The sequence below is a fragment of the Candidatus Bathyarchaeota archaeon genome, from assembly GCA_026014465.1.
GTDB lineage: Archaea > Thermoproteota > Bathyarchaeia > Bathyarchaeales > Bathycorpusculaceae > JADGNF01.
This window is the reverse complement of sequence record JAOZID010000010.1, coordinates 899823-924856: the sequence shown is the minus strand read 5'-3', so window position 1 is coordinate 924856 and position 25034 is coordinate 899823. Positions and strand designations below refer to the sequence as shown.

The 25034-nt window shown below is 48.5% G+C and carries 22 protein-coding genes and 1 tRNA gene; 12 read left to right on the top strand and 11 right to left on the bottom strand.

Translation table 11 applies throughout. The annotated features are described in order from the left end of the window. Positions 1 to 3: 3 nt before the first annotated feature. Positions 4 to 321 carry a DUF4342 domain-containing protein gene (locus NWF04_06940; GenBank protein ID MCW4006311.1) on the bottom strand — a complete coding sequence of 106 codons (318 nt, stop codon included), beginning with the start codon at positions 319 to 321 and terminating at the stop codon, positions 4 to 6. Between the two features lie 150 nt (positions 322 to 471). Between NWF04_06940 and NWF04_06935 the strand changes: the two genes are divergently transcribed. Together NWF04_06935 and infB are read left to right on the top strand one after the other, a co-directional pair. After that, complete coding sequence (locus NWF04_06935) at positions 472 to 1110, top strand: metal-dependent hydrolase (protein ID MCW4006310.1); 639 nt, start codon at positions 472 to 474, stop codon at positions 1108 to 1110. A 99-nt stretch (positions 1111 to 1209) separates the two neighbouring features. Then, on the top strand, positions 1210 to 2991 hold the full coding sequence (gene infB / locus NWF04_06930) for a translation initiation factor IF-2 (protein MCW4006309.1): 1782 nt from the start codon (positions 1210 to 1212) through the stop codon (positions 2989 to 2991). On the opposite strand, the gene NWF04_06925 is transcribed toward infB, so the two are convergent. Continuing rightward, entirely contained in the window at positions 2988 to 3281 is a 294-nt protein-coding gene (locus NWF04_06925) for a MoaD family protein (GenBank protein ID MCW4006308.1), read from the bottom strand. The genes infB and NWF04_06925 overlap by 4 nt on opposite strands. A gap of 207 nt (positions 3282 to 3488) precedes the next feature. Between NWF04_06925 and thsB the strand changes: the two genes are divergently transcribed. Continuing rightward, entirely contained in the window at positions 3489 to 5114 is a 1626-nt protein-coding gene (thsB, locus tag NWF04_06920) for a thermosome subunit beta (protein ID MCW4006307.1), read from the top strand. A gap of 173 nt (positions 5115 to 5287) precedes the next feature. After that, positions 5288 to 5365 (top strand) — tRNA-Glu (locus tag NWF04_06915). Positions 5366 to 5560: 195 nt separating this feature from the next. Here the strand turns inward: NWF04_06915 and ndk are convergent. Continuing rightward, on the bottom strand, positions 5561 to 6007 hold the full coding sequence (ndk, locus tag NWF04_06910) for a nucleoside-diphosphate kinase (GenBank protein MCW4006306.1): 447 nt from the start codon (positions 6005 to 6007) through the stop codon (positions 5561 to 5563). Between the two features lie 208 nt (positions 6008 to 6215). Here ndk and mgtA point away from each other — a divergent pair, with 208 nt between their 5' ends. Further along, positions 6216 to 9251 (top strand): magnesium-translocating P-type ATPase, encoded by a 3036-nt coding sequence (gene mgtA, locus NWF04_06905; protein ID MCW4006305.1) that lies wholly within the window; start codon positions 6216 to 6218, stop codon positions 9249 to 9251. Positions 9252 to 9261: 10 nt separating this feature from the next. Here the strand turns inward: mgtA and NWF04_06900 are convergent, their stop codons facing one another. Beyond that, positions 9262 to 9837, bottom strand: coding sequence for a PadR family transcriptional regulator (locus tag NWF04_06900; GenBank protein ID MCW4006304.1), 576 nt, complete (start codon positions 9835 to 9837; stop codon positions 9262 to 9264). An 88-nt stretch (positions 9838 to 9925) separates the two neighbouring features. Here NWF04_06900 and NWF04_06895 point away from each other — a divergent pair, with 88 nt between their 5' ends. The 3 genes from NWF04_06895 to NWF04_06885 all read left to right on the top strand — a co-directional run bounded on the left by NWF04_06895 (position 9926) and on the right by NWF04_06885 (position 12424). Next, positions 9926 to 10942 (top strand): ATP-binding cassette domain-containing protein, encoded by a 1017-nt coding sequence (locus NWF04_06895; GenBank protein ID MCW4006303.1) that lies wholly within the window; start codon positions 9926 to 9928, stop codon positions 10940 to 10942. A 6-nt stretch (positions 10943 to 10948) separates the two neighbouring features. Then, positions 10949 to 12151, top strand: a complete 1203-nt coding sequence (locus NWF04_06890) for an ABC transporter permease (protein MCW4006302.1) — start codon at positions 10949 to 10951, stop codon at positions 12149 to 12151. 96 nt (positions 12152 to 12247) lie between these two features. Next, a complete protein-coding gene (locus NWF04_06885; protein ID MCW4006301.1) occupies positions 12248 to 12424 on the top strand; it encodes a hypothetical protein in 177 nt (58 codons plus the stop codon). A gap of 67 nt (positions 12425 to 12491) precedes the next feature. On the opposite strand, the gene NWF04_06880 is transcribed toward NWF04_06885, so the two are convergent. Next, the gene (locus tag NWF04_06880) at positions 12492 to 12704 is read right to left on the bottom strand and encodes a hypothetical protein (GenBank protein MCW4006300.1); all 213 of its coding nucleotides are present in this window, start codon (positions 12702 to 12704) and stop codon (positions 12492 to 12494) included. A 179-nt stretch (positions 12705 to 12883) separates the two neighbouring features. Here NWF04_06880 and smc point away from each other — a divergent pair, with 179 nt between their 5' ends. The 4 genes from smc (at position 12884) to NWF04_06860 (ending at position 18159) form a co-directional block, all read left to right on the top strand. Next, positions 12884 to 16438, top strand: a complete 3555-nt coding sequence (smc, locus tag NWF04_06875) for a chromosome segregation protein SMC (protein ID MCW4006299.1) — start codon at positions 12884 to 12886, stop codon at positions 16436 to 16438. Continuing rightward, positions 16435 to 17142, top strand: coding sequence for a hypothetical protein (locus tag NWF04_06870; GenBank protein ID MCW4006298.1), 708 nt, complete (start codon positions 16435 to 16437; stop codon positions 17140 to 17142). Before smc ends, NWF04_06870 begins: the two co-directional genes overlap by 4 nt. After that, positions 17120 to 17707, top strand: coding sequence for an SMC-Scp complex subunit ScpB (gene scpB / locus NWF04_06865; protein ID MCW4006297.1), 588 nt, complete (start codon positions 17120 to 17122; stop codon positions 17705 to 17707). Before NWF04_06870 ends, scpB begins: the two co-directional genes overlap by 23 nt. Before the next feature lie 71 nt (positions 17708 to 17778). After that, entirely contained in the window at positions 17779 to 18159 is a 381-nt protein-coding gene (locus tag NWF04_06860; protein ID MCW4006296.1) for a 30S ribosomal protein S8e, read from the top strand. A 196-nt stretch (positions 18160 to 18355) separates the two neighbouring features. On the opposite strand, the gene NWF04_06855 is transcribed toward NWF04_06860, so the two are convergent. The 6 genes from NWF04_06855 to NWF04_06830 form a co-directional block, all read right to left on the bottom strand. Then, positions 18356 to 18694 (bottom strand): signal recognition particle protein Srp19, encoded by a 339-nt coding sequence (locus NWF04_06855; GenBank protein MCW4006295.1) that lies wholly within the window; start codon positions 18692 to 18694, stop codon positions 18356 to 18358. A gap of 15 nt (positions 18695 to 18709) precedes the next feature. After that, positions 18710 to 20461, bottom strand: a complete 1752-nt coding sequence (locus NWF04_06850; GenBank protein ID MCW4006294.1) for a glutamate--tRNA ligase — start codon at positions 20459 to 20461, stop codon at positions 18710 to 18712. A gap of 20 nt (positions 20462 to 20481) precedes the next feature. Then, on the bottom strand, positions 20482 to 21555 hold the full coding sequence (locus NWF04_06845) for a polyprenyl synthetase family protein (protein ID MCW4006293.1): 1074 nt from the start codon (positions 21553 to 21555) through the stop codon (positions 20482 to 20484). Position 21556: 1 nt separating this feature from the next. Then, on the bottom strand, positions 21557 to 22657 hold the full coding sequence (fni, locus tag NWF04_06840; protein MCW4006292.1) for a type 2 isopentenyl-diphosphate Delta-isomerase: 1101 nt from the start codon (positions 22655 to 22657) through the stop codon (positions 21557 to 21559). Between the two features lie 2 nt (positions 22658 to 22659). Next, positions 22660 to 23463 carry an isopentenyl phosphate kinase gene (locus tag NWF04_06835; protein ID MCW4006291.1) on the bottom strand — a complete coding sequence of 268 codons (804 nt, stop codon included), beginning with the start codon at positions 23461 to 23463 and terminating at the stop codon, positions 22660 to 22662. 191 nt (positions 23464 to 23654) lie between these two features. After that, entirely contained in the window at positions 23655 to 24797 is a 1143-nt protein-coding gene (locus tag NWF04_06830) for a hypothetical protein (protein ID MCW4006290.1), read from the bottom strand. Positions 24798 to 25034 lie beyond the last annotated feature (237 nt).

Here is a 25034-nt window from a genome sequence, read left to right as displayed (position 1 = left end):
GTTTTATTCTCTTCTTTCTACTACCAGTTTGCAGTTAGCCAGCAAAGCTGCGATTACGCCCAAAGCCGCAAGCCACGGAGCCAAGACAACGCCTACAACACCTACCGTGACAGGAATTTCAAGCAAAACCGCGTCTTTTTCGTCTTTTACGATAATTCGTGTAACGTTTCCTTCATGCAGCAGTTCCTTGACGCGGTCAACAAGGTTCTCTGAGTCTACAGTGTATTCTTCTTGAGTTACTTTAGACACTCGCGTTCCACATGCGGGACAAAAATTATCTTCCTCTCTTACAGGAGCTCCACACTTATTACAATAAACCATAACAACAACCAACCTACAATAACGCGTTCTCGCCTCACCTTAAAAGGCTTCCTAACAACTCTACAGCCTAACGATAGACTTTATGTATCTTTGTAGGTTTCCTTTAATAGGTTCTTTTGACATTGGCGAAGTAAAACAGGGCTAAAGACGATGTTTGCAATTGGGCATTTTGCTTTGGGCTACCTCACCGGTAAAGCCTCCTCCAAAATCTTGGATGTCAAAATAAACTTGCCCCTGATACTGACCCTCTCGGTTATACCTGACACCGACCTGATTCTCCAGTACTTGGACCCCTTGCTTTTCATGCACCGCGGACCCACCCACTCCCTCATAACCTCTACAGTAATCTTTTTGCCTTTTCTGTTCTACTACCGAAAACGTGCCCTCCCCTACTACGCTGCGTTGCTATCGCATGCATTTGCGGACTTTTTCACTGGCGGACTCGAACTTCTCTGGCCCTTATCTACCACCTGGTTTGGCCTCATAGACGTTGACCTTAGAGCCTTGGTTCCTGCCCTAACTGAACTCTTCTTGTTTGTCGTAGCCGTAATTATCATGTTCAAACTAAAAGACCTGCAGACCCTGCTAAAACCCGGCAACTGCAATCTGCTTCTTATTGTGGCGTTCATGGCGGTTTTAGGTCCCCTTGTTGAGGTAGGTGGAAACTCTGGTTTGTTCCCCGTTTTGCTTGTGGTTCCGAGCCTGTTTTGCCTTGCCCTGTTTGGCTACTCCATGGCTGTTGAATTGTACGCTAAACTTCGCTGTTTAGGTTCTTCTATGCGTGGTTGACTTCACGTGGTGCCTTATTGGGTAGCTGAGCGTTTATTAACTATCAACGTCATATTTTGGAAGCATTAGCTTGTTAACCCCAAAGGAGCTTTACGTAAGGTGCCCATTCGTCAACCCATCGTCTGCGTTCTAGGACATGTCGACAGCGGTAAAACCCTGCTTTTAGACAAAATTCGCAAAACCAGCGTCCAAGCAAGAGAAGCCGGAGGCATAACCCAGCACATAGGCGCCAGCTTCTTTCCCGTGGAAACCCTCAAAAAACTCATCGGTCCCCTGCTCTCCTCCATGAAAAGCGAAATAGAAATCCCCGGATTGCTTGTCATAGACACGCCTGGACACGAAGCCTTCACCAATCTACGGCGCCGAGGCGGAAGCGTAGCCGACATCGCCATCCTTGTTGTTGATGCCCTGCGCGGCTTTGAAGCCCAAACCTACGAATGCATCGAAATCCTAAAGGCACGCAAAACCCCATTTATCGTCGCGGTTAACAAGATTGACCGTTTGCCCGGCTGGAAAAGCCACGCTGCCGCACCGTTCATGCAGTCCTACTCCAAACAGGACGCCTACGTCAAAGAATCCTTAGATAACAAACTCTACGAAATCATGGGAACCTTCTCTAGGTTAAAACTGCAAACTGACCGTTTCGACCGAGTACGCGACTTCACCTCGACCGTGGCGTTGGTTCCGGTAAGCGCTAAAACAGGCGAAGGCATAACTGAGCTCATGTTGGTTCTGGTCGGACTAACCCAGCAGTTCCTCAAAAAACGCCTCCAAACCACCGAAGGCCCCGCCAAAGGCTCAATTCTGGAAATCAAAGAAGAACCAGGCTTAGGCTTAACCCTAAACTCCATCGTGTACGCGGGCACCCTCAAAAAAGACGACCTAATCGTGCTAGGCGGCAAAGACAAACCCGTAACCACCCGCATCCGGGCGCTTTTGGTTCCTAAACCTTTAGATGAAATGCGTGACCCCCGCGACCGCTTCAACTCAGTAGATGCAGTTTATGCAGCGGCAGGAGTAAAAATTGTCGCGCCCGATTTAGAAGGCGTCTTGGCTGGTGCACCCGTGTATGCTGTAGGCAGCGGCGAAACCCCCGAAAAGTACGCCCAGCTAATCACCGATGAAATCGGACGCATACGCATAGCCACCCAAACCGAAGGCATCATACTAAAAGCCGACACACTAGGCTCGCTGGAAGCTATCGCCGAAATCCTCAAACAAAACGAAGTGAAAATCCGTATAGCTGACGTTGGCGATGTTTCCAAACGCGACATCATCGAAGCCGCCTCCGTACGCGCCCACGACCCCCTACAAGGAGTCATCTTGGCGTTTGGCGTCAAAATTTTGCCTGATGCAGAGCAAGAAGCCACAAACCGTGGCGTTAAGATATTCCAAGAAAAAATCATCTACCACCTAATCGACAACTACGTGGACTGGGTCAAATCTAAAAGCGAAGCCAAAATCGAAGAAGAATTCGAAAAACTTGTCAAACCCGCCAAAATCCAAGTCATACCCGGATACGTTTTCCGCCGCGCCAAGCCTGCCATATTTGGCGTAGAAGTCCTGTCCGGCACCCTTAAATCTAAGGTTCATTTGGTACGTGGGGCAGACGCTGAAGACGTGGGAGAGCTGCAGCAGATTCAAGACAAAGGCAAAAACGTCTCCGAAGCTGCTGTAGGCTTGCAGGTGGCAGTTTCCATGGACAAACCCACCGTAGGACGCCATGTCTTTGAGAAAGACGTCTTGTACGTGAAAGTTCCCGAAGGCGATGTCAAGCCGCTGCTAAACGTGTTTGCCGAAAAACTTAGCGAAGAAGAAATCCAAACCCTCAAAGAATACGTGACAGTAATGCGCAAAAAATCTCCGTACTTTGCTTTTTAGCCTCCCCCTACGGGCGGAATAACCGCTAAGACGTCGCCGTTTTGCATTTGGCTCTTTAAGCCGTTGTGGGCAGCGGTGCTTTTGCCGTTTATGAAAAACTGCAAGAACCCCCTAACCTCGCCTGTTTTTTCGTCAAAAACGTAGTCGGCAAAGGCTTTCCCATGTCGCCTTGAAAGCTCTTCAAGAACCGCCTGCACCGTAACTTCTTGGTTTTGAGCAAACTCTACGGTTTCTTCTTTTTCGCCTACAACCTCTCTAAGCACAGTGAAAAAACGAACCTGAACCTTCACAATACCTCACCAACAATACCGAACTAACTGGCAAAATTAAACTCTTATGCACCACCGACCTCTCCCTCAACCCGCCAAAGTTTTTCTACGAAACTTGCTGTCTTCTTTACGATGTTCGATGCAATAAGGTTAAAGTTTATATTGCTGTTTGATTGCATATTTCCGACTGAAACAGTATTCTACAACTGAGTAAGAGAGGTTAATGGTATGGCATATTTAACAACTACAGGTTCAGGACAACCCGTCCTTGTTCTTAAAGAAGGTACAACAAGAAACCGCGGAAAAGAAGCCCAACGAAACAACATCATGGCTGCCCGCGTTATCGGCGAAGTCCTAAAAACCACTCTAGGCCCCCGAGGCATGGACAAGATGCTTATTGACAACCTCGGCGACATCACTATAACCAATGACGGCGCAGCCATCCTCAACGAAATCGAAGTTGAGCATCCAGCCGCAAAAATGATGGTTGAAATCGCCAAAACGCAAGATGATATGGTCGGCGACGGCACCACAACAGCAGTTGTTTTAGCAAGCGAGTTGCTCAAGAAAGCTGAAGAACTTTTAGACCAAAACATTCACCCAACCATACTAGTCAGCGGCTACCGCAAAGCTGCACAAAAAGCCATCGAAGTCGTCGCAAACATCGCAGTCCCAATAGATGTCAACGACAAAGAAGTCATGCTCAAAGTCGCCCTAACATCCATGGGCAGCAAATCACTAGGCAGCGCAAAAGAACACCTAGCAGACATAGCAATTAGCGCCGTAAAACAAATCGCAGAAAAACGCGGCGACAAAACCCTAGCAGACATCGACAACATCCAGATGATAAAGAAAACTGGCAAAAGCCTGCTAGAAAGCCAGCTTGTCGAAGGCATAATCGTAGACAAAGAACTCGTCCACCCCGGCATGCCCCACAAAAAAGTAAACGCCAAAATCGCACTTATCGACTCTGCCCTTGAAATCGAGAAAACCGAAATCAGCGCAGAAATCCGCATCCGCGACCCCACCCAAATGAAAGCTTTCCTAGACCAAGAAAACGACATGATGCTAGAGATGGCGCAGAAAATCAAAGCTTCAGGCGCTGACATCGTGTTCTGCCAAAAAGGCATAGACGACATGGTGCAGCATTTCCTAGCCAAAGAAGGCATCATGGCAGCAAGACGCGTAAAACAATCCGACATGGAAAAACTAGCCCGCGCAACAGGCGCACGAATCGTTTCTGATTTAGATGACCTTAAAGCCGACGACATAGGCAGTGCAGGCTTGGTGGAGGAACGCAAAATCGGCGACGACAAAATGATATTTGTCGAGCAATGCAAAGACCCCCACAGCGTAGCCATCCTCATGCGCGCAGGCTTAGAACGCATGGTAGACGAAGCAGAACGCGCAATGACAGACTCACTCTCCGTAATCTCCGACGTGGTAGAGAACAGCAAAATCGTTGCAGGCGGCGGCGCAGCCGAAATCGAAGTTGCCCGTGAACTACGCAAATTCGCAACCAACGTAGGCGGCAGAGAACAACTAGCCATCGAAGCATTCGCAGACGGCGTAGAAGTAATCCCCCGAACCCTCGCAGAAAACGCAGGCTTAGAACCCATCGACATCCTTGTTGAACTACGCTCAGCACACGAAAAAGCAGACGGCAAATACATGGGCGTCAACGTCTTCACAGGCAAAATCCAAAACAGCATCGACAACGGAGTCATCGAACCCTCCATCGTCAAAGAACAAGCACTCAAATCCGCAGCCGAATCCGCATCCATGATCCTACGCATCGACGACGTCATCTCCAGCTCCAAACCAAAAGGCGGCCCTGGCGGCATGCCCGAATAGTAAACCCAAACCCACCCTTTTCCCTTTTTAAACAACCAAACTTCTCTTATCGCTTCCTGCAAACCTTAACTTTAGCTCTTTTGCGTTTTATGCGGGTTAGAGTTGACTTTGAGAAGGGCAAGGTAAATTAATCAAAAACGCGTGATACATTTTCCACCAAACCAGACAAGCGCGCTCCGGTAGTATAGTCTGGCCAAGTATGGTGGCCTCTCGAGCCACAGACCCGGGTCCGAATCCCGGCCGGAGCACCAAACACCCAACTTTTGGCAACGTTAACTCGCGGTGGTTTCATGTTTTGGTTGATTTGCTGACGAACTGGGACGTTTAGAGACGTTCTATGACTTTTTGTGACGCATGAAAAGCCGCTGCTAAGCCCTAAAACATGAAAGCAGCCCAAAACGGCGTCTGCAAAAACTAAGGGGGTAGGGGTTGGCTAAGACGCTGTGTTAGGTTATCCAGTTTTCGTCGGCGCGTTTGTAGCTGAGGATTTCTTGTGGCGTGAAGAAGATTTGCATTTCTGCGTTGGCGTTTTGGGGGGAGTCTGAGGCGTGGACGGCGTTTTTTTGGTTGCTAAGCGCTAAGTCGCCGCGTATGGTTCCGGGTTGGGCTTGTTTGGCGTTGGTTGCTCCGATTAAGGTGCGCATGACGGTTACAGCTTCGTCTCCTTCGATGACCATGGCGACGATGGGTCCTGAGGTCATGAACGCGACGAGGTCGTTGTAGAAGGGTTTTCCTTGATGCACCGCATAAAGCTGAGCTGCTTGTTGCTGAGTTACCCTTGTGAGTTTCATGGCAACAATTTTTAGGCCCTTATCTTCGATGTAACTCACTGTTTTTCCGATTAGGGCACGTGCAACAGTTGAGGGTTTGAGCATGGCAAACGTTTTTTCCAAAGCATAATTCTCCTTCTTTGGGTTTGTTGTTTTTATGGTGGTTTGCTGTTTAATAGTGTATTCCCCGCGCCATGAGGGGTTTGGCTGGTCTTTTTTGTGGTGGTTTGTTGTGGTTGCCGTTAGTGTTTAGAAACCATTTTAAGAATGTTAGGTTCGTATGCTATAGTAACTTGTTGTGTGCGGCGAGCACTTATGGAGGAAAACGGCTATGGCAACAGACGAGACTGTACCTTTCGAGGATGCTGGGGCTTCCCAAACCAGCCAAATGCAGTCGATGTTGCGTGCAGAAGAACTCCTAAACCTGCCTATGCCCCAACTTTTAAACCGTTTAGAAACCTCGCCTGAGGGGCTCTCCTCTGAGCAAGCTTCTGATCGCCTAGAAATTTATGGACCTAACGAGCTTGCCCGCCGCAAAAAACGCTCCGCCATAACCGCCTTCCTATCCCACCTCAAAAGCCCCCTCATAATTATCCTCATGTTCGCAGGCATAATCTCCAGCTTCCTACCTGACGGTCTGCCCAACACCATAATTATCCTCTCAATTGTTTTCATCAGCGTCTTTTTGGATTACTACCAAGAATCCAAAGCTGAAAACGCCGCCGAAACCCTAAGAGAAGCCGTAACCACTACCGCCACTGCCCTGCGCGACAAAACAAAAATCGAAGTCAAACTCCCCGATGTCGTCCCCGGAGACGTCATCTACCTCTCAGCAGGCGACATAACCCCCGCTGACGCCCGTGTCATAACAGCCAAAGACCTTTTCGTCAACCAATCTGCCCTCACAGGCGAATCATTTCCCGTAGAAAAGTTTCCTGGGCAGGTTTCTTCTGAAGCGGCGATGGGGGAGTGGACAAACTACCTGTTCATGGGCACCTCAATAGTTAGCGGCACGGCGACGGCGGTTGTTGTTCGTACAGGCGGCTCAACTGAGTACGGCAAGATTGCTAAGCGTTTGGTTGAGAAGGCTCCTGAAACCGAGTTTGAACGTGGCATCAAAAGCTTTGGTTTTCTCATCATGCAGGTTACCATTCTGCTGGTTTTGTTCGTGTTCTTGATTAACGCCATGAAGAATCCCGACGCCAATGGGGTTTTGCAGGCTCTGCTGTTTTCAGTTGCGCTTGCAGTGGGTTTGACTCCTGAACTGCTGCCCATGATTATAACCGTCAACCTCTCCAAGGGCGCAATTGCCATGTCCAAAAAAGGCGTCATCGTCAAACGGTTGGCGTCAATTGATAATTTTGGCAGCATGAACGTTTTGTGCACTGACAAGACGGGGACGCTAACGGCAAACAAAATCACCCTTGTATTGTACGTGGATGCTGAGGGCAAAGACGACAACAAAGTCCTCCTCCACTCATACCTAAACAGCTACTACCAAACAGGACTCAAAAGCCCCCTAGACGAAGCCATACTTGCCCACAAAGAACAAGATATTAGCACCTTCGAAAAGGTTGATGAGGTGCCCTTTGATTTCGTGCGCCGCCGAGTTAGCGTGGTGGTTGAGCAAGACCGCCAACGATACTTCGTCGCCAAGGGTGCACCTGAAGAAATTCTAAAGATTTGTTCGTACGTTGAGTTTGGCGAGGTTGCGGTTGATTTTACGGAGGAGCTTTTCCAGAAAGCCGAGCAGAAATACTTGGATTTAAGCGCTGAGGGCTTTAGGGTGTTGGGTGTTTGCTACAAGAAACTGCGCGAAGAAAAAGATGTCTACTCCGTCAACGACGAAGACGACATGGTTCTTTTGGGGTTTGTAGCTTTTCTTGACCCGCCCAAGGAAACCGCCAAGAAATCGCTTAAACTGCTCAGCGACGCAGGCATCGAACTAAAAATCTTAACTGGCGACAACGAGCTGGTTACGCGCAAGACCTGTGAGCAGCTGGGTTTTGAAGTCAAAGGCGTAGCCCTTGGCAGCGAAATCAGCCAAATGCACGACGACGCCCTAGCCAGAGTAGTTGAAGAAGCAAACGTTTTCGCCCGCGTCACCCCCGTCCAAAAAGACCGCATAATCAACCTGCTCAAAGATAACGGGCACGTTGTAGGCTTCATGGGTGATGGAATCAATGATGCTCCTTCACTGCGGACGGCTGATGTGGGGGTTTCGGTGGATAACGCGGTGGATGTTGCCAAAGAATCCGCAGGCATAATCTTGCTAAAAAATGATTTGACGGTTCTCGCGGAGGGTGTGTTGGAAGGTCGCAAAACCTTTGGCAATACCATGAAGTATGTGATGATGGGTGTTAGCTCGAACTTTGGTAACATGTTTAGCGTTGCGGGTGCCTCACTGTTTTTGCCGTTTTTGCCCATGCTCCCCATCCAGATTCTGCTCAACAACTTGCTCTATGACCTTTCACAGTCCGCCATAACAACCGACAACGTTGACCCCGAATATTTCGAGAAACCCAAACGCTGGGACATTAGTTTCATACGCAAATTCATGATATCCATGGGACCTGTTAGCTCACTCTTTGACTTCCTAACTTTCTTCATCATGCTGCTGGTCTTTAACATCCCCTTGGTGGGTACATCGCCAACGCAGATTTCGTTCTTCCAAACCGCCTGGTTCCTTGAATCCCTCATCACCCAAACCCTGGTCATATTTGTCATCCGAACGCGCAAGTCGCCGTTTTGGAAGAGCAAACCCGGCAAGGTCTTGGTTATAAGCAGCTTTAGCATCGTCGCCGCCTCCCTCATCATTCCCTACACCTTCCTTGGCGAACTCTACTTTGGCTTCGTACAGCCCCCATTAACGTTCTTTGCCATACTAGCAGGCATTATCGTAGCGTACTTTGGGTTGGCTGAGGTTGTGAAGCGGTGGTTCTATAAACGTAACTCTTACCGCATAGAGCAGGTGCTGGTTCCCAAACGCCGAGGCTTCTACCTGAGCAGAACTGCGCGTTTAGTGCAAGATATCGTTGCGGTGGTTTGCCTGCGTCCTGAAGATGAAATCTCGTTTGAATCGTTAGTGGATGACTTAGCTGGCAGCTTGAGTTTCCCTGTTAACTCTGATCAGGTCTTGCAGAACCTGCAGCATCTACGCCGCGGCGGCTTAATTAGCGTAGACTGGCACAAACAAACAATCAAACGCGAAGGTCCCCTCAAAGAATACGTGACAAAACAAGTAGTAACCAGCGAGATGTGGTCCATGGTCTTTGACGACTGGCTAAAAATCAACCACACCATACAAGAAAAATACGACGTCGCCAACGAGGACTACCAAGACCTCCTATCCCCACGGCGAAACTAACCCCCGCTTTTTATTTGGGTTCTTTGGATGCTTTTAATTCTGCAATTTGCTTGTTTACTTCAGTTAGGTCTCTTCTAAGGACGCTGATTTTTTCCTTGATTTGTTTTTTATGCTGCTCCAGAAACTCAATGTTTCCTCTCTCCTGATTCTTATCTTCCAAGAAGGGCGCGAAAGGACTGGGCATAACGGGCATAGCACCCATGTTTGTCTCAACTTTTAGAACCTCTCTTGCAAACTCTTCAAAAAGAGCATTCATGTTATTTGCAATCTCGTTTTGCTTAACAAGAGCGCTTTTGAGTATGCTGCTACCGCCTTGAGTTATTTTGTAAATTTTAATTTTCCTGTTCCCTTGCGTGTGCCATTCGCCTTTGATATATCGGGCTTTTTCTAGGTTGCGCAAAATCGGATATACTCCGCCGGGGGTGGGTTTCCAAAAGCCTTTGGTTCGGTTGTTGATTTCTTTCATAATTTCGTAGCCGTGAGCGGGTTTTTTGCTTAAAAGTATGAGCACGGCGACTCGGATGTGCCCTTTTTGCGCTTCTTTTAGCCAGCTTTCGGTTGTTTTATCTTCAGAGTGCGGATGCATAAGCATTCCAATATGCTATTCTCACTGGAAATACTTATATTTTGCCGCGATATATTGCACCAGATAATATTGAATAAAGGTGCCTATTTTGGAACACGGCTCAATAATCAAAGTCAAAAACCTAACCAAGGTCTTCAACAAATTCACGGCTGTAGACGGCATATCCTTTGACGTGAAGCAAGGCGAAATTTTTGGGTTGCTTGGTCCAAACGGCGCAGGAAAAAGCACAACCTTGCGTATGCTCTCCACGCTGGCTCGACCAACCAAAGGAACCGCGACCATAAACGGTTACGACATAGTAAAAAACGATAATCAAGTGCGCAAGCTAATTGGCATTGTCTCTGAGAAGATGATAATGTATAACCGTTTAACCGCTAAAGAGAACCTGTGGTTTTTTGGTAACCTCTTTGATATTCCCAAGGCTGAATTGGAAAAACGCATCGACGAACTCTTAGAGCTTGTTGAGTTGACCAAATGGAAGAATTCACAGGTGGGCACTTTCTCTACGGGCATGCGCCAACGATTAAACGTGGTGCGGGCGCTGCTTAACCTGCCTAAAGTGCTGTTCTTAGACGAACCCACTTTGGGGCTTGACCCGCAGTCATCAGTGGAAATTCGCGAGTTCATCAAAAAACTCAACAAAGAAAACGGAACCACCGTAGTCGTAACCACTCACATGATGGTTGACGCTGACTTGATGTGCGACCGCATAGCCATTGTAGACCACGGAAAAATCGTCGCGTTAGATACCTCAGCGAATTTGAAGAAAACAATCTCAGGCGCAGACACCTCCGTAATCAAGCTAGACGTTGCCAACCTTTCCTTAGACCTTATCGAAGGCGTCAAAGAGTTAAACTGCGCTGACTCCGTTGTCCAAGAAGACACCACCCACCTCAAAGTCATCGTCCACGGCGACGCAGCATTTGACTCCATAGTTGATGCCATCCGCGGAAAAGGCGGCAAAATCAACTCCATGGAAAACCTGCAGCCAACCCTTGAAGACGTGTTCTTACACATTACTGGGCATCAAGTACGCGACAGCGCAGACCAAAAAATCCCGTTTGAAAACAGAAAGCATGGGTCTCCAAAAGGAAGAATAAGGTGATAAAGCATGGGCGTAAAAACGTTGTTGTCACACAGTTTTAGAATTGCATGGAAAGATTTGCTAGAGTTGTTTAGGAACCGTTTAGGTTTAGTGTTGCTTATCGTGATGCCATTGTTTATGATGGTTATGGTGGGCTTCATTTATCCTTCTAACGGAAACACAATTAACAATTTACCCATAGCGTTGGTCAATGATGACGGCGGCTTTAATGGCTCTACGCTTCCTAGCCAAACGTTCCTCATGGGCTTGCAGGGCATTAACGACCAAACCGACATGATGGTGCTCTCCAACGCCTCCAGCCTAGCCCAAGTTAAGGATTTGATTCAACGCGGCGAAATAGACGGGGGCATAGTGATTCCTAGTAACTTTAGCCAATCTATACTAACTGGCGAGCAGGGCACGTTAATAGTGGTGACTGATCAGTCTAACCCGCAGGTTTCCGCCACCATCCAAGCCGCACTTTCAGGTGTTTTCGACCAAATGGGCACCATGCTTGCCCAGCAAAACGTACAGGCACTAAACCCTGATTTAGTCACTGCCAACAGCTCTTTAGCTATCGTTAAGCCCTACGCTGTTGAGATGGAAGGCGTAGTCGATGGCAGCACCAGCTACTTTGACTTCATCGCACCAGGCATCATGGCTATGACCGTTATGATGAGCGTCATGACCGGTTTGCCCGTAGCCATCTCAGAAGAAAAAGAAATCGGCACCATGGACGGCATGATGGTCGCCCCCATAAACCGCTTATCCATCATATTGGGCAAAACGTTGGGTCAAACCGCCCGTGGACTCTTGCAGGGCATGATAATTTTAGCCTTAGCGGTAGGGCTGTTTGGGGTCACCATACACGGCAACATCCTGCTGGTTCTTGGCTTGCTCTTGCTGGGAGTTTTCTCCTTCGTAGGCTTAGGCATAGTGATAACCTCGTTTGCCAAAGACCAAGAAACCGCAACCATGATGATGATGACGCTGATGTTTCCGATGATGTTCCTTAGCGGCGTGTTCTTCCCCATACAGCAAATGCCCTGGTACATGCAAAGCATCTCCCAACTACTACCCTTAACCTACGCGTCACAGGCACTGCGCAAAGTCATGGTGCTAGGAGCCGACATACCCGCCATATCCACCGAACTCATAATCCTCATCGCGTTTGGCTGCGTTATGACCGCAATTGCCGTACCCATATTCAGACGCATGATGACCCGATAAAAACTGGAGGTAAAAACAAGTGTGTACGATTTGGAGTGATGGGCTGTTTGAGCCTGTCTTGGAAGTATCCAAAACAACAAGAAGGAGTGGCGTACTTTGAGTACGCTTTGCTCTAAATGCCCCTTTTTTCAGTTGGCGCCTCATATCAGGCGAAAAAACGCGCGTAAACGCTGCCGCATCGAGCCTCAACGGCAACTGCGTATCTACAAATGCAACGATTTCCCAAAGAAAACACCCTTCAACCTGCTGGGGCTAGACAAAAAAACCAAGTAGCCCCTTCTTTTGCTTGTTTTCTGCCTCAACTGATGTTTTGCTTGTTTGTTTGCAGAAAAAAGGTGTGTTATTGAACTCGTTTTTTTGCTTCTTCTTTTTGTTGTTTTAGTGCTTGGCTTGCCATGCTTGAGATAAATATCAAGGTGAAGACCAAGGCGCCGATGCCTACCTTGTACATCAAGTCTATGTTGGAGTAAAATATGACGATAAAGAACAAAAGCATAAGCGCTAACATAAACACTTCTTGAATGCCATCAAAACCTAACTTAAAAAAACTCATTAGGGTATAACCTTCCTTTTAACCACAAATTCTCAGGGCGATATTTAATAATTCCCTTAGTCGACGTCGTTTTTGATGCTGCACTAGGCAGTGTTTAATGCGCATAAGCTTTTATAACAATCTGGGGCAATTGTTTAACTAATAAGACATCCGCTTCCACCTTGAAGAGCGCAACGTGAATGCCGTACATTAAAAAAATAGAAGTTAAAGGCTTCAAATCCTTTGGCCCGCAAACGATTAAGGTAAACCTAGATAAGGGCTTCACCGCGATTACGGGACCTAACGGAAGCGGAAAAACTAACATCATGGATGCGCTGCTTTTTTCGTTGGGTGAGTTGAGCACAAGAAGGCTTCGCGCGGAGAACGCTTCACGACTGATTTTTCACGGCTCTGAGAAGGCGGGGCTGGAAAAGTCGCGTATGGCAAAAGTTATCATCCAGTTTGACAACTCCGACGGCGTCATGGCTATAGACACGACTACGGTTACGTTGTCTAGGGAGGTTTACCGTAGCGGACAAAGCGTGTATCGGCTTAACGGCAGACGCATCTCGCGCCAGCACATTTTAGAGTTGCTCTCGGTAGCAGCTATAAGCAGCGCCAGCCAAAACATCATCCCCCAAGGCACCATCACCCGCTTAACCGACATCACCCCTTCTGAGCGCCGAAAAATCATCGAAGACCTTGTTGGCATAGCCCAGTACGACGCGGAAAAAGCCGACGCCGAAGACAAACTGCGAGCCGCCGACATCTCGATTCGCACCGCTATGGGTCGCATCGACGAAGTCCAAAAACGCCTTGATGACTTAGAACGCGAACGCAACCAGCTCCAGCGTTCAAACTTTATCCACCGCGAAATCAAAAAATTCGAAGCCATCAAAATCTCCCATGACATTATCCAGTTAACCAAGAAAACCGAAGAAAACCTCGTCCAAACCGAGAAAGCCAAAGCCAAAGCCGACAAACTCCGCGAACTCCGCGACCTACGCAGGTCCAAACGCCGCGAGATTGAAGGCGAATGGAGAAAACTCAGCTCTGAAGTCATGGGCGACGGCAGCTCTGAAGTGATGAAAGTTCAAATCCGCGTCGGCGAAATCAAATCCAAACTAGCCGAAGTAAACAGCCGCATCAACTCTGGACAGGCAAGCTTAGAAAGCCTCAAACGTGTCAAAGAGAACAACCAACAACAGTACGAGAACATCCGCGAGGAAATAAAGCAAAACCGCCTAAACATCCGCAAGCTGCGCTCTGAATTCAACGCCCTGCAGACTCAGATTGAAACCCAAGAAACCGAGCATACAAATCTTGCTCAAGAAACTGCGCAGCTTTGGGAGAACCTTGGCGAAAACAGCAAACAAACCCGCGAAATCGAATCCCACATAGACAACCACAACAAGCGCCTGTCTTTTCTGCGCTCTGAATTCGTGAAGGCTCGAACATTCATCAAAAGCAGCTCTGGCAGGTTGCGTGAACTTAGCTTTAGGCATGAACGCTTCACTAAAACGCTTGCTGATGTGGAAACTTCGCTTGAGCAGCTTGAGCGGGTTCAAAAAGAGCAAAAGCAGCAGCTCAAACAGCTTGAGAGAACCATAGAAAAACGAAGCGCCCAAAAAGAAGCTGCCGAACGTGAAATAATCGAAGCAGGAAAAATCGCCAACTCCGCCAAAGAAGCCGTCATCGAATTCGCCACCCAACGCGAACTCGCCGAAACCGTAGCGGCAGAAGAAAAAGCCCTACAAAGCATCGAGGAACTTGGCGATTTAGGCGTCATAGAAGGCGTATATGGACGCCTTAAAGACCTCATCAAAATTGACAAGTCCCGAAAAAACGCCATATCCGCCGCGGCAGCAGGCTGGCTAGACGCGTTGGTTGTGAAAGATATCGACGCAGCTTTTACCTGTGCAGAAACCCTGCGGCGCATGAAACTTGGCAGAATCAAGATTGTCCCCTTACACGGCGCTTCCACCCCCAAATCTATCCAGCTTCCCGACCATGTAGGTGTTAACGGCTTAGCTTCCGCGTTTGTGAAAGCCCCCAAAGAATACGAACCCGCAGTCAACTATGTCTTTGGAGACACCATTGTCGTGTCTGAAGCCAAAACCGCTTTTGCCCTATCCAACCAAGGATACCGCACAGTTACGGTGGATGGCGACTTGTACGAGTCAGGACGCGGCTTTGAAAGCGGCTACTACCGCAAACCCATAGACTTCTCCGCCATAATCCCTAGCGAAAACGCCATCAAGAGCCTTGATGAAGCCGTGAACGCTCTGCAACAGCACCTGAGCCAACGCCGTACCGACATAGAATCCTTCGATGATGAGATAGACCGCTCCAAAATCGAAATCACCCGCCTCTCTGAAGCCATAATCACGTTAGACCGCGAGATAATCCGTGTCAAACGCAGCGTAAAACGAACCCAACTTAGCCTCAAAAAGGTAGAGAAGCTGCGCACGAAAATCGGCAAAGAAATTGAAGTTCAAAAAGGCAACATGAACCAATACAAGCTCGAACGCAACTCAATTAGACGCGCCATCCAAAAACTCCAAATTGAACTCTCCGAGTTCCGCCAAAAAACCGACGTGGGGCACATCCAAGAACTCGAAGTTAAGCGTGAACAGATTGGCGAAGAAATCAACACGCTAAGGCAAAAGCTTGGTTCTGTGCAGACGGAGATTTCGACGTATCAGTCGCAGTTTGATAAGGTTTTGCGGGTGGGTTATGAGAACAGCAAGATTCAGCTTTCAAAGCTTGAGCAGCAGCAACGCAAAGTCGACAAGGACGTATCTGAAGCAACCGCGGAGCGCGACCAACTGCAAGAGGAGCTTGAGTTGCAGGAGAAAAACCGCGTGGAAATGTCCAACGCCGTGCTCTCTGCGAAGGAGGAGTCCCAAAAGTTCACTTCCCAGATTGATTCTATTGACAGTGAGCTGCGGGCTTTGGATATGGATTATGAGCAGGCGGAGCAGTTATTTAACCAACTGCAATTGAGCGTGCAGACATCACAACTCCAGTTAACACAGTACCAAAACCAACTCAAACAGCTCAACTACGAGCAGCCCCTAGAAACCACGCCCAAACAGGTCGAAGATGCCCAAACCAGCATCCAGATGATGCGTTTTGAGTTAGACCGCATCGGCGCCGTAAACCAACTCGCGCTTGACCACTATGACGAGCAAATCGGCAGGTACCGCGAACTCTCCGTGCGCCTCAACGACTTGGAACGAGAAAAACAAGCTATAGTTGCGTTTATGGATGAAATCGAAGGCAAAAAACGCCGCATATTCATGGACGCCTTCAACAAAATCAACACCAACCTGCAACTCTACTTCGCCAAACTCACAGGCGGAGGAAACGCCACCTTAAAACTTGACAATCCTGATAACCCCTTCGAAGGCGGCATTGACATGATAGTGCAGCTGCCCGACAAGCCTTCCATAGTTGTTAGCGGCGCTAGCGGCGGGGAACGCTCTGTCTCAGCAGTAGCCTTCATCTTCGCCCTCAAAGAATTTAGCCCCGCAGCCTTCTACGTCATGGACGAAGTCGACGCCCACCTCGATGCTTTTCACACAACCAAACTAGCTGAGCTCTTCCTAGAAGAATCCGAGAAAACACAGTTCATCATAATCACCCTAAAACCCGAAATGGTCAACAAAGCCCAAAAAGTCTACGGCGTCTACGAACGCAACGGCGTCTCCGCAGTCATCTCAGCCAAATTCATGGAGGCAGCAAGACAATGACCGAAAACCAGCCCACACGCAAACCCTTCTACACACGCCCCCCATGGAACATACTCTTTGACATAAGCCGCATCGAAAAAGTTACGCCCTGGAGCATTAACATCTCGTATTTGCTGCGGTCGTTTTTATTGGAGATGGAGAAAGCTGGCAAGGTTGATTTTCGCGCATCAGGCGTGGCACTGGACTCTTCGGCTTTGATTTACTTGATGAAATCCAAGTTGCTGCTCACCCTTCAAGAACCCCCCGCTCCACCCAAAGTCCCAAACGATTTGGTTCCGCCGCCCCTGTTTTTGCCGCTGCGTCACGAATTAACCTCCACAACCCTGCAAAACTTAATCGACGTTTTGGATGAGGTGTTAAAAGGCGAGAAAGCCTCCAAGACTGACCGCGTGGTGGTTACGCCTGTTTTGCCGCAGGCTTCTGATTTGCTGCCCAAATTTGACCAGTTCATCGCCGAATTGGAAGTGCAGATGGACAAGCTCTACGCCCGACTTGTGGACATGGTCAAAGGTGCAGGCATAATAGAGTTTTCCACGTTAATCAAGGGCATTCCCCGCATTGAAGCTGTGCGTATCTTCATTTTGCTGTTGTTCTTGACAAATAACGGCTTGGTTGATTTGTGGCAAAATGAGGAAACAGAAGAAATATACATAGCTGTTGGAAACCTGAAGGTTGCAAAACATGACAACAAATCAAACCGTTGATTCTAAGCCTGAGCAAACGCAGGCAGAGGATAAGACGCAGCACGCGTTGGTTTTGTTAGAGGCGGCTTTGTACGTTGCGGGGCGTCCTTTGGATCTTAATGAGATTTGCTCTTCGGTTGGGACGCGTTCTAAAAAGAAGGCTCTTTCGCTTGTCAAGATTCTAATCAAGGAGTACGCCAGCAGAAACACGGCTATTGAAATTTTGCAGCTAAAAGATGAACGCTACGTCATGCAGCTTAAAGCCGACTTCACCCCCATGGTCAAAAAACTCGTAAACCGCCCCCTGCTCTCGTCAGGTCCCCTCAAAACCCTAAGCTACATCGCGTACCGCCAGCCCCTGCAGCAAACCAAAGTCATTGAAGTTCGCGGGCAACACGCTTATGGGCACATAAAAATGCTCAAGGACATGGGGCTCATAGCCACCGAACGCAGCGGACGCTCCATGGTTCTTAAAACCACCGACTACTTCGCGGACTACTTTGGGCTCACACAAGACACGCCAACGCTAAAACGCGAGCTAAAACGCATTTTCGGCGACGCCTTAAAGGGACAATCACAGTCTTAGAAAGGATACGTTTATATCTAAAATAACGGTTTAAGTGAACACTCAATCTAACTAACAAAGGGAAATGTGAAATGTCAGTCTGGCACGGCCACATGCACAAAAGAAAGCTCTCAGGCGGTAGAAAACGTGTATACCGCATAAAACGCAAGTATGAGCAAGGCACATTCGCAGCCGAAACCATCCTAGGCGAACCCAAACGCAAATCCACCCGAGGATACGGCGGCAACAGCAAAATCAAAGTTCTTAGCGACAAATACGCCTCAGTAACCGACCCCAAAACAGGCAAAACAGAAAAAACCACCATCACACGCGTAGTCAAAAACCCCGCAAACCTAGACTACAACCGCAGAGGAGTCATCACCAAAGGCGCCCAAATCGAAACCAACCTAGGCATAGCACGCGTAACCAGCCGCCCTGGAAACGACGGCGTCATCAACGCAGTCCTCATCTAAAACCCCAACTCTCTCTATTCTTCTCTTACTTCTTGCTTTTACACCAAAACCCACAGCAGAGCCCACGCTCAAAATTTTAAACCTGCAAAACAGCAGTAGACCCCCTCCCCCTATGGTTTCTGCATAGAATTAAAATTTGGATCCAAATAGGTGGCTAATAGGTTGGTGGTGATGGGTTTGTGTGTGGAAAAAGAGGTTATTTTTTGTGGCGTTTTTTGGTTGGTTTTTGGTTTTGTTGGGTTTGTGCTTGTTGGGCTTTGATTTGTTGTAGTTGTTTTGCGATTTGGTTTATGACGTGTTCTTTGGATTGGTCTTTTTCTACGTGGAGCATGCCTGTTTTGTTCCATGGTGTTTTGGGGTAGCCTTTGTCGGGTATGGTTTCGTATTCAAGGTTAAGCTGTATGGTTGCTTGCTCTAGTTCATCTATTTTGGGTGAATGCACAGCGGCGTCTTTGTTTACGCGGCGCCCTTCCTTTCGTGTTTTGCCTGAATCGAAATAGGCAGGCCAAATGATGACTTTTTTTTGTTTACGCATGCAACTTCCTCTTGGTTATTTGTGGGCGTAGTACGCGGTTAGCTTTGGCGTGTTTTCTTCTATGCGGGCAAATCCAAAGCGTTCAAACTGTATCACCGCGTTGGGTTTTAAGTTTTTGCAAGTTGCCTCTGCAAAGCCTTCAACCACACCTGCATCAGGCATAACCACAGTGCACGGCGTTTCTTGACCAACAGGTATCCAGTGAATCAGCTTTGCCCGAAGCTTTCGCACGTCCTCGTACGCCTCGCTCCTAAACACCGCCTCCACCCCCTCATCACCCACAGACTGCACGGTGATGTTAAACAACTCCATAAGCCTAACCACCTTACCCTCCTCCATGCCGGCGGCGTCTTGTTTGTTAACCCAAAACTCCACCGCCTCCTCTGCCCCTTGAGGATTTAGGGTATATTCACGGCTGCCGCGCTGTGGATTTTCGGGATGCAAGGGCAGTTTGGCTTCAAACGCTTTAGGCAGCGCCTTTACCTTGAGTTTAGTTGGGTCGGCGACAAAGAAGTAGCGGTTGCTTTGGGAGTCAAGGATTTTGCGGTTATGCGCGTACAGGTTCTCCCAACTCAGCGTGACGTCAGCGGTTTTAGGTCCCACGTCAATTATCATTTGCTTGATAGCTTGGGGTGTGATGCCGCGTTTGCGCAGCGCCGCGAAGGTGGCAAGTCGAGGGTCGTCAAAACCCGTGAATTCTTTGTCTTTGATGCCTTGGATGATTTTGGATTTACTCAAAAACGCGCCCGTAATCTTGAGCCTGCCGTAATAGATTGCCTGCGGGTACTCCCAACCCAGGTACTTGTACATGTATTGTTGCCTGACGCCGTTGGTTAGGTGTTCTTTGCCGCGGATTATGTGGGTCATGCCCATCAGGTGGTCGTCGGTGCCTGCTGCCATATTGTATAAGGGCCAGACGCGGTATTTGCTGCCTACGCGCGGGTGCGGATGCTTTTGGGTGTCGACGATTCGCAGGGCGGGCCAGTCGCGGGCGGCGGGGTTGGGGTGGTCTAAGTCGGTTTTGACGCGCATTACGGCTTCGCCTTCTTTGTAGGTGCCATCTAGCATGTTGTTCCAACGTTTGAGTTGCTCTGTGGGCGGCAGGCTGCGGCAAGGACACGGCTGCTTTTGGATGGTTTTTTCCCTGAACTCGTCAGGAACACAAGTACACACGTACGCGTGGCCATCGCTTAGGAGTTTTTGGGCATACTCGTAGTAGATGGGGATTCGGTCACTTTGGATGTACTCTTCATCGGCGCTACAGCCCAGCCACTTTAGGTCTTCGCGGATTTTGCCGTAAAACTCTAACGTGGCTTTCTTAACTTTCGGGTCAGTGTCCTCAAAACGTAAAATGAATTTGCCCTTGTAGCGGCGTGCGTACTCGTGGCTCAGTACGATGGCTCGGGCAGAACCCAAATGCAGCACGCAGTCGGGGTTAGGTGAAAACCGCGTGATTATTTGTTTGTATTTGTCGGCTTCTGGCAAGTCTGGCAACTGTTTTTCTTCAGGTTTCTCTTTCTTGGCTGGTGTCTGCGGCCAGTTCTCCTCCACAATTCTTTTTTGCTCTTCCACGCCTAGACCGTTAACTTCTGCTAAAACTTCGTTAATAACCGCGGAGAGTTCTTTGACTTGGCTTCGGTACTCCGCTTTCTCGCCAAGGATTCTCCCAAGAACGCCACCAATTTGAGCTTTGCCACCATGGGCTGCGGCGTTTATCAACGCATATTTTCTGATAAGCTGCCTAAGTTCACTGTTTTCGTTTAACATAACATGGACTCTCGCGGAGGTTAGATGCTTCTTCTAACCAAGAATTCCGCGAAGGCTTTTAATTTTTCCTTACCCTTTGATGCCTCTAAAAGCCCATCTACTGCGCGCCAGCTATCCTCCACCATCCCTGAGGCTTTGGCTTTGACGTAGTCTACCGCGCCGTATTTGTTGATGATTGCTATGGCTTCATCTCGTAGCGCCTGCTCAGATGTGTGCATGTTTAAAATCTCGATTAACCGATTCTTGTCAGCAGTTGAAGCCTTTTGCAGCGTATGGATGACCAGTAGGGTACGTTTGCCCTCGGTGATGTCTTGTCCAAAACCGCCTTTGCCTTCTGCGAACTGTGCACTGGTTAAATCCAAGATGTCATCTTGCATCTGAAACGCCACCCCGATGCTCTCAGCAAACCGCCCCAACTTCTCCACCACCTCGCTGCTACCATCAGCCAATACAGCAGCAAGTTTAGCTGCCATACGCGCCAACGTTCCCGTCTTGTACGCGCACATCTGCATGTACGCCTCCTCGCCCACAGCATCCGCGTTTGCCAAGCCTTTATGCCAAGCAATATCCATCGCTTGACCCATGCTCAAGTTAATCATCTCTTGAACGTAAACCTCATAAACATCTGCAAGTTCCTGCGCTGAAAACTTGTTTTTCTGCTCCATCAACGACAGCAACGGCAAATAATACATGGCGTTTCCCGCATTCACCGCAATGTCCACGCCAACCTCTGTCCTGTGTAGGCAGGGTTTTCCTCTTCGAACTTCTGAGCCATCTTCAATGTCATCAATTACCAAGGTGCCGTTGTGGACAACTTCGGGAATTATGGCAAAGTCTATGTATTCGTCGGGGTTTTTGCCCAAAGCTTCACAGATAATTAGGAAAAGGGTTGGGCGCCAGCGTTTTCCCCCGCCTCCAAGTACATACCAAATCGGTTCAGAAATTGCCTTCGTCAAAGCTTGTGTGTTGTGGCTGTAATTTGGCGGCAGAACCTTAAACAAAACCGCGTCTTCGGTGAATTTTTGGGGAATGTATTTTTCGATTGTTTGGTCGATTTTGGGCGCGTTTTCAGCTAGGATTTCTTTGATGTCCACGTTATTCTCTCCTTTTGGCGTAAATGTCTGTGTTGAAGCCGCGTGTGTTGAGCCACTGTTTGGTTTTTCCTGTTACTACGATGGGAACGTGTGCTAAGTCAGAGAGGTCTTTGGCTCCAACCAGAAACATGGTGTTCTTTATTTCTTCGGTTATTTGTTTTAGAGCGTTTTGGGTTTCTTCAACGCCTTTTTCTGCTACGTGCAGCACTGGTAAGCAGATGCTAGCCATGCTTGCGTTAAGCGCTAACGTTTTAGCTGCATCCAAGCCGCTACGCAAACCCCCTGAGGCAACTACGTGAATCTTTACGGACTGCGATACCTCAGCTACACTTGCCACGGTAGGAATGCCCCAATCCCAAAATGCTTCCCCAAGTTTTTGCTGCGTTTTGTTGCCCTCTTTCTTGGCGCGGTAATACTCCACTGCGGCGAAGCTGGTTCCGCCAACTCCTCCAACATCAATTGCTGCAACACCCGCCTCCTCAAGCCTCTTCGCGTCCTCACCACAAATACCACAACCCGTCTCCTTCACAATAACTGGCTTATCCAACGCGTCAGCCAACTTGCCAATCCCTGCAAGAACCCCCTCAAAATTCGTATCCCCATGAGGCTGCACCGTTTCCTGCAAAGCATTGAGGTGAATCGCAACGGCGTTGGCATCAATCATCTCTATGGCTTTCTTTATTTTTTCTACGCCGTAGCCATAAACAAGTTGCACGCCGCCGATATTTGCAATCAAGAACGCGTTGGGCGCTTTTTTTCTTGCCGCCACAAACGTCTGTGCGACTTTGGGGTCTTCTATGGCTGCTCTTTGGCTGCCAACGCCCATGCCTAAACCCAGCGTCTGCACTGCTTGGGCTATGATGGTGTTAATTTTCTCTGCTTTTTCTGTACCGCCTGTTATGGCACCTACAAGAAGCGGCGCAGCAAATCTGTGGTCTAAAAACGTGGTGGACAGGTCGATTTTTTCTCTGTCTATTTCAGGTAGTGCCCTGTGAACAAAGCTGAGGTCTTCAAATCCCGCAGTAACGTTTTTCGCCTCCACTTTTTCTTCTAAGCAGATTTGAATATGTTCGTTTTTGCGTTTTATTGTTTCCTCAGCCAAGTTTACGCCTTCTTCTCTATCAACGTGCCCTCAATATTCAAATCCGCTAAGGCACGGTAAACCCGTTGACCCCTAGACGCGTTCACAATTTTAACTGGGATGCCCTGTTCGATAGCTGGGATTAACTCGGAGATTTTGCCTGCCATGCCCCCTGTCACGTCGGTTCCTTGGGCTTTGCCGATTTTACCCTGTAACTCTTTGAGTTCGTCTAGGGTTAGGCGGGGGTAACGTTGTGCTTCGCTGTTGGTTTTGGGGTCTGAGTCAAACAAGCCGTCAGTGTCAACGCCTATGACGATTTTTTGTGCTTTTAGCTTGGTGGCTAAGTATGCGACGAGTTGGTCGCCTGAAAGCACTGTGAAGCCCTTCTTTTGGTCGAAAACTGCGTCGCCGTAAAGCACAGGAACAAACCCCATCTGCATGCATTTGCAAACAATGGAGTCTTCAAACGTTTTTATCCTGCCATCCTCGGTGGTGATGCATGATGAGGGCGTAACGCTTAGGGAGGGTATTTCGTGCCAAACAAATGCATCCATAACCAACCCGTTAAGAACCGTCATGACGTGATGGGTTTCGGAAAAACCGACTTTCTGCGAATCCTCCTTTAACCCCTCACTGATGTTGTACTTTTGCGCCGTGGGATGACCAAAGCTGCCGCCGCCATGAACCACAACCAAATTATCCATATCCGCCCGCTTAATCTCCTCCGCTATCCTGTTAATCGCTTCAGTTTTAGCAGCAAGCTCCCCGTTCTTGTCAGTAATCACGGAGCCGCCGATTTTCAAAATCGTGGGTTTTGCTTCGCTCATCACTACGAACCTTCACACTCAATAATCAAGGTTCTTATTGAAAAGTCTTACCAGAACCAAACAAAACCAAACCCGCCTAAACCACACCCAAAACCACAGCCTGTGCTGTTACCTTGCAATCTACTCCTGCAATTCCACGGACAAAGCCTCTGGCGCGTGTAACACAGCACGCTATACCTGATCTGCTTGCTTTAGCTCGCTGCTTTTGCGTCTTCAAGCAAGGCTTTCTTGGTTTCTTGCTCTTTGTTTATCTGCGCTGGACCAGCCATGTCTGCTACGACAACGGGGTATTTTTCTCCCACGATGTTTTTGGCTTCTTCTGCGATTTTTTGTGCATGCTGGGTTTGCGTTATGAAAAACACTGTTGGTCCTGTGTCGATGGAGTAGTGTGCGGGTATGTTTTGGGCTTTTAGTTTTCTTGCGAGGTGGATTAGGGCAACTGTTTCGGGTCTCCAGACTAGGGCGCCTCTTGTTAGTAGCATGGCGTGGAAGAATCTTGTGTCGGCTTCGGCTATTTCGCCTATTTTGGGTACGTTATTTTCTTCTACATGTTTGACTAACTCTAGCGTGTGTTTGGCTTTGTTGGTTATCCATTGTTGGTAGATGGGGGATAAAACGGCTTGTTTGTGCATTTGATCTGTGGTAATTGCTAGTGGCATTGGTACTGAGACGAGTTTGAGGTCTAACTGGTTGTTGTCGACTCTTTTGGAGTATGATTCTTGAGGTTTTATGCCTTCGTATGAGAACCAAACTGAAATGCCGCCTGTTACCGACCTGGACGCCGACCCTGCGAAGAGCCTTGCGTAGGCAGAGGTAAGCTGCGTGTTATTGCTCGTTTCTTCGCCGTACGCTGCTGCTATCATCGCCTTAACCAACGCCGCACCCGCAGACGCTGACGTGCCCAACCCCTTCGCGCCCTCGCCCGCCCTAAATATGTTTCGCGACACAACAAGCGCCCGCGTTTTAATTCCCGTATCCTGTCGAAAACGCTCCAAAATCCCAAACGCCCGCATACCCCTCTTATCCACCTTTTCCCCATTCACAACAAAACAATCATCCCCAAACTCTTCCCCAAACTTCACATACGTAACCGTACGCATGACATCATGACAAATCGAAACCGAAGGAAAATACGCCAAACGCAAACTACTTTCACACAAACCCAGATACTTCTCCAAACCCAAAATCGGATACGCCACAGCCACCGCTTCGCCCTGCACCGACTCTTTTCGTGGAAGCATTATGTTTTCTTCTATCTTTCCCTGCTCTTTGAGGTAACTGCGTATTTGCTCTGTTTCTTCTTTTAGCCTCTTAGAAATCTCAGCATCTACCATCTTGCGCACCTATTAGCTACTCAAATATCTGCTACTCTATTAAAAAAGTTGGTTAAACAAACCTTTCAGGCTTGCACGGTTTTTTGTGCATGTTCTGGTTGACGCATGGGTTGCTTGTGGGAAACCTGCTGTTTTTATCAATAGGTTAATGTGTTTCTTTGCTGCCGTTTACGTTGAAGTATCCCAAGCGGTAGTTGAGCTGTAGTTTGCTTTTTGAAAGCATGCGTTTGGGTTTGA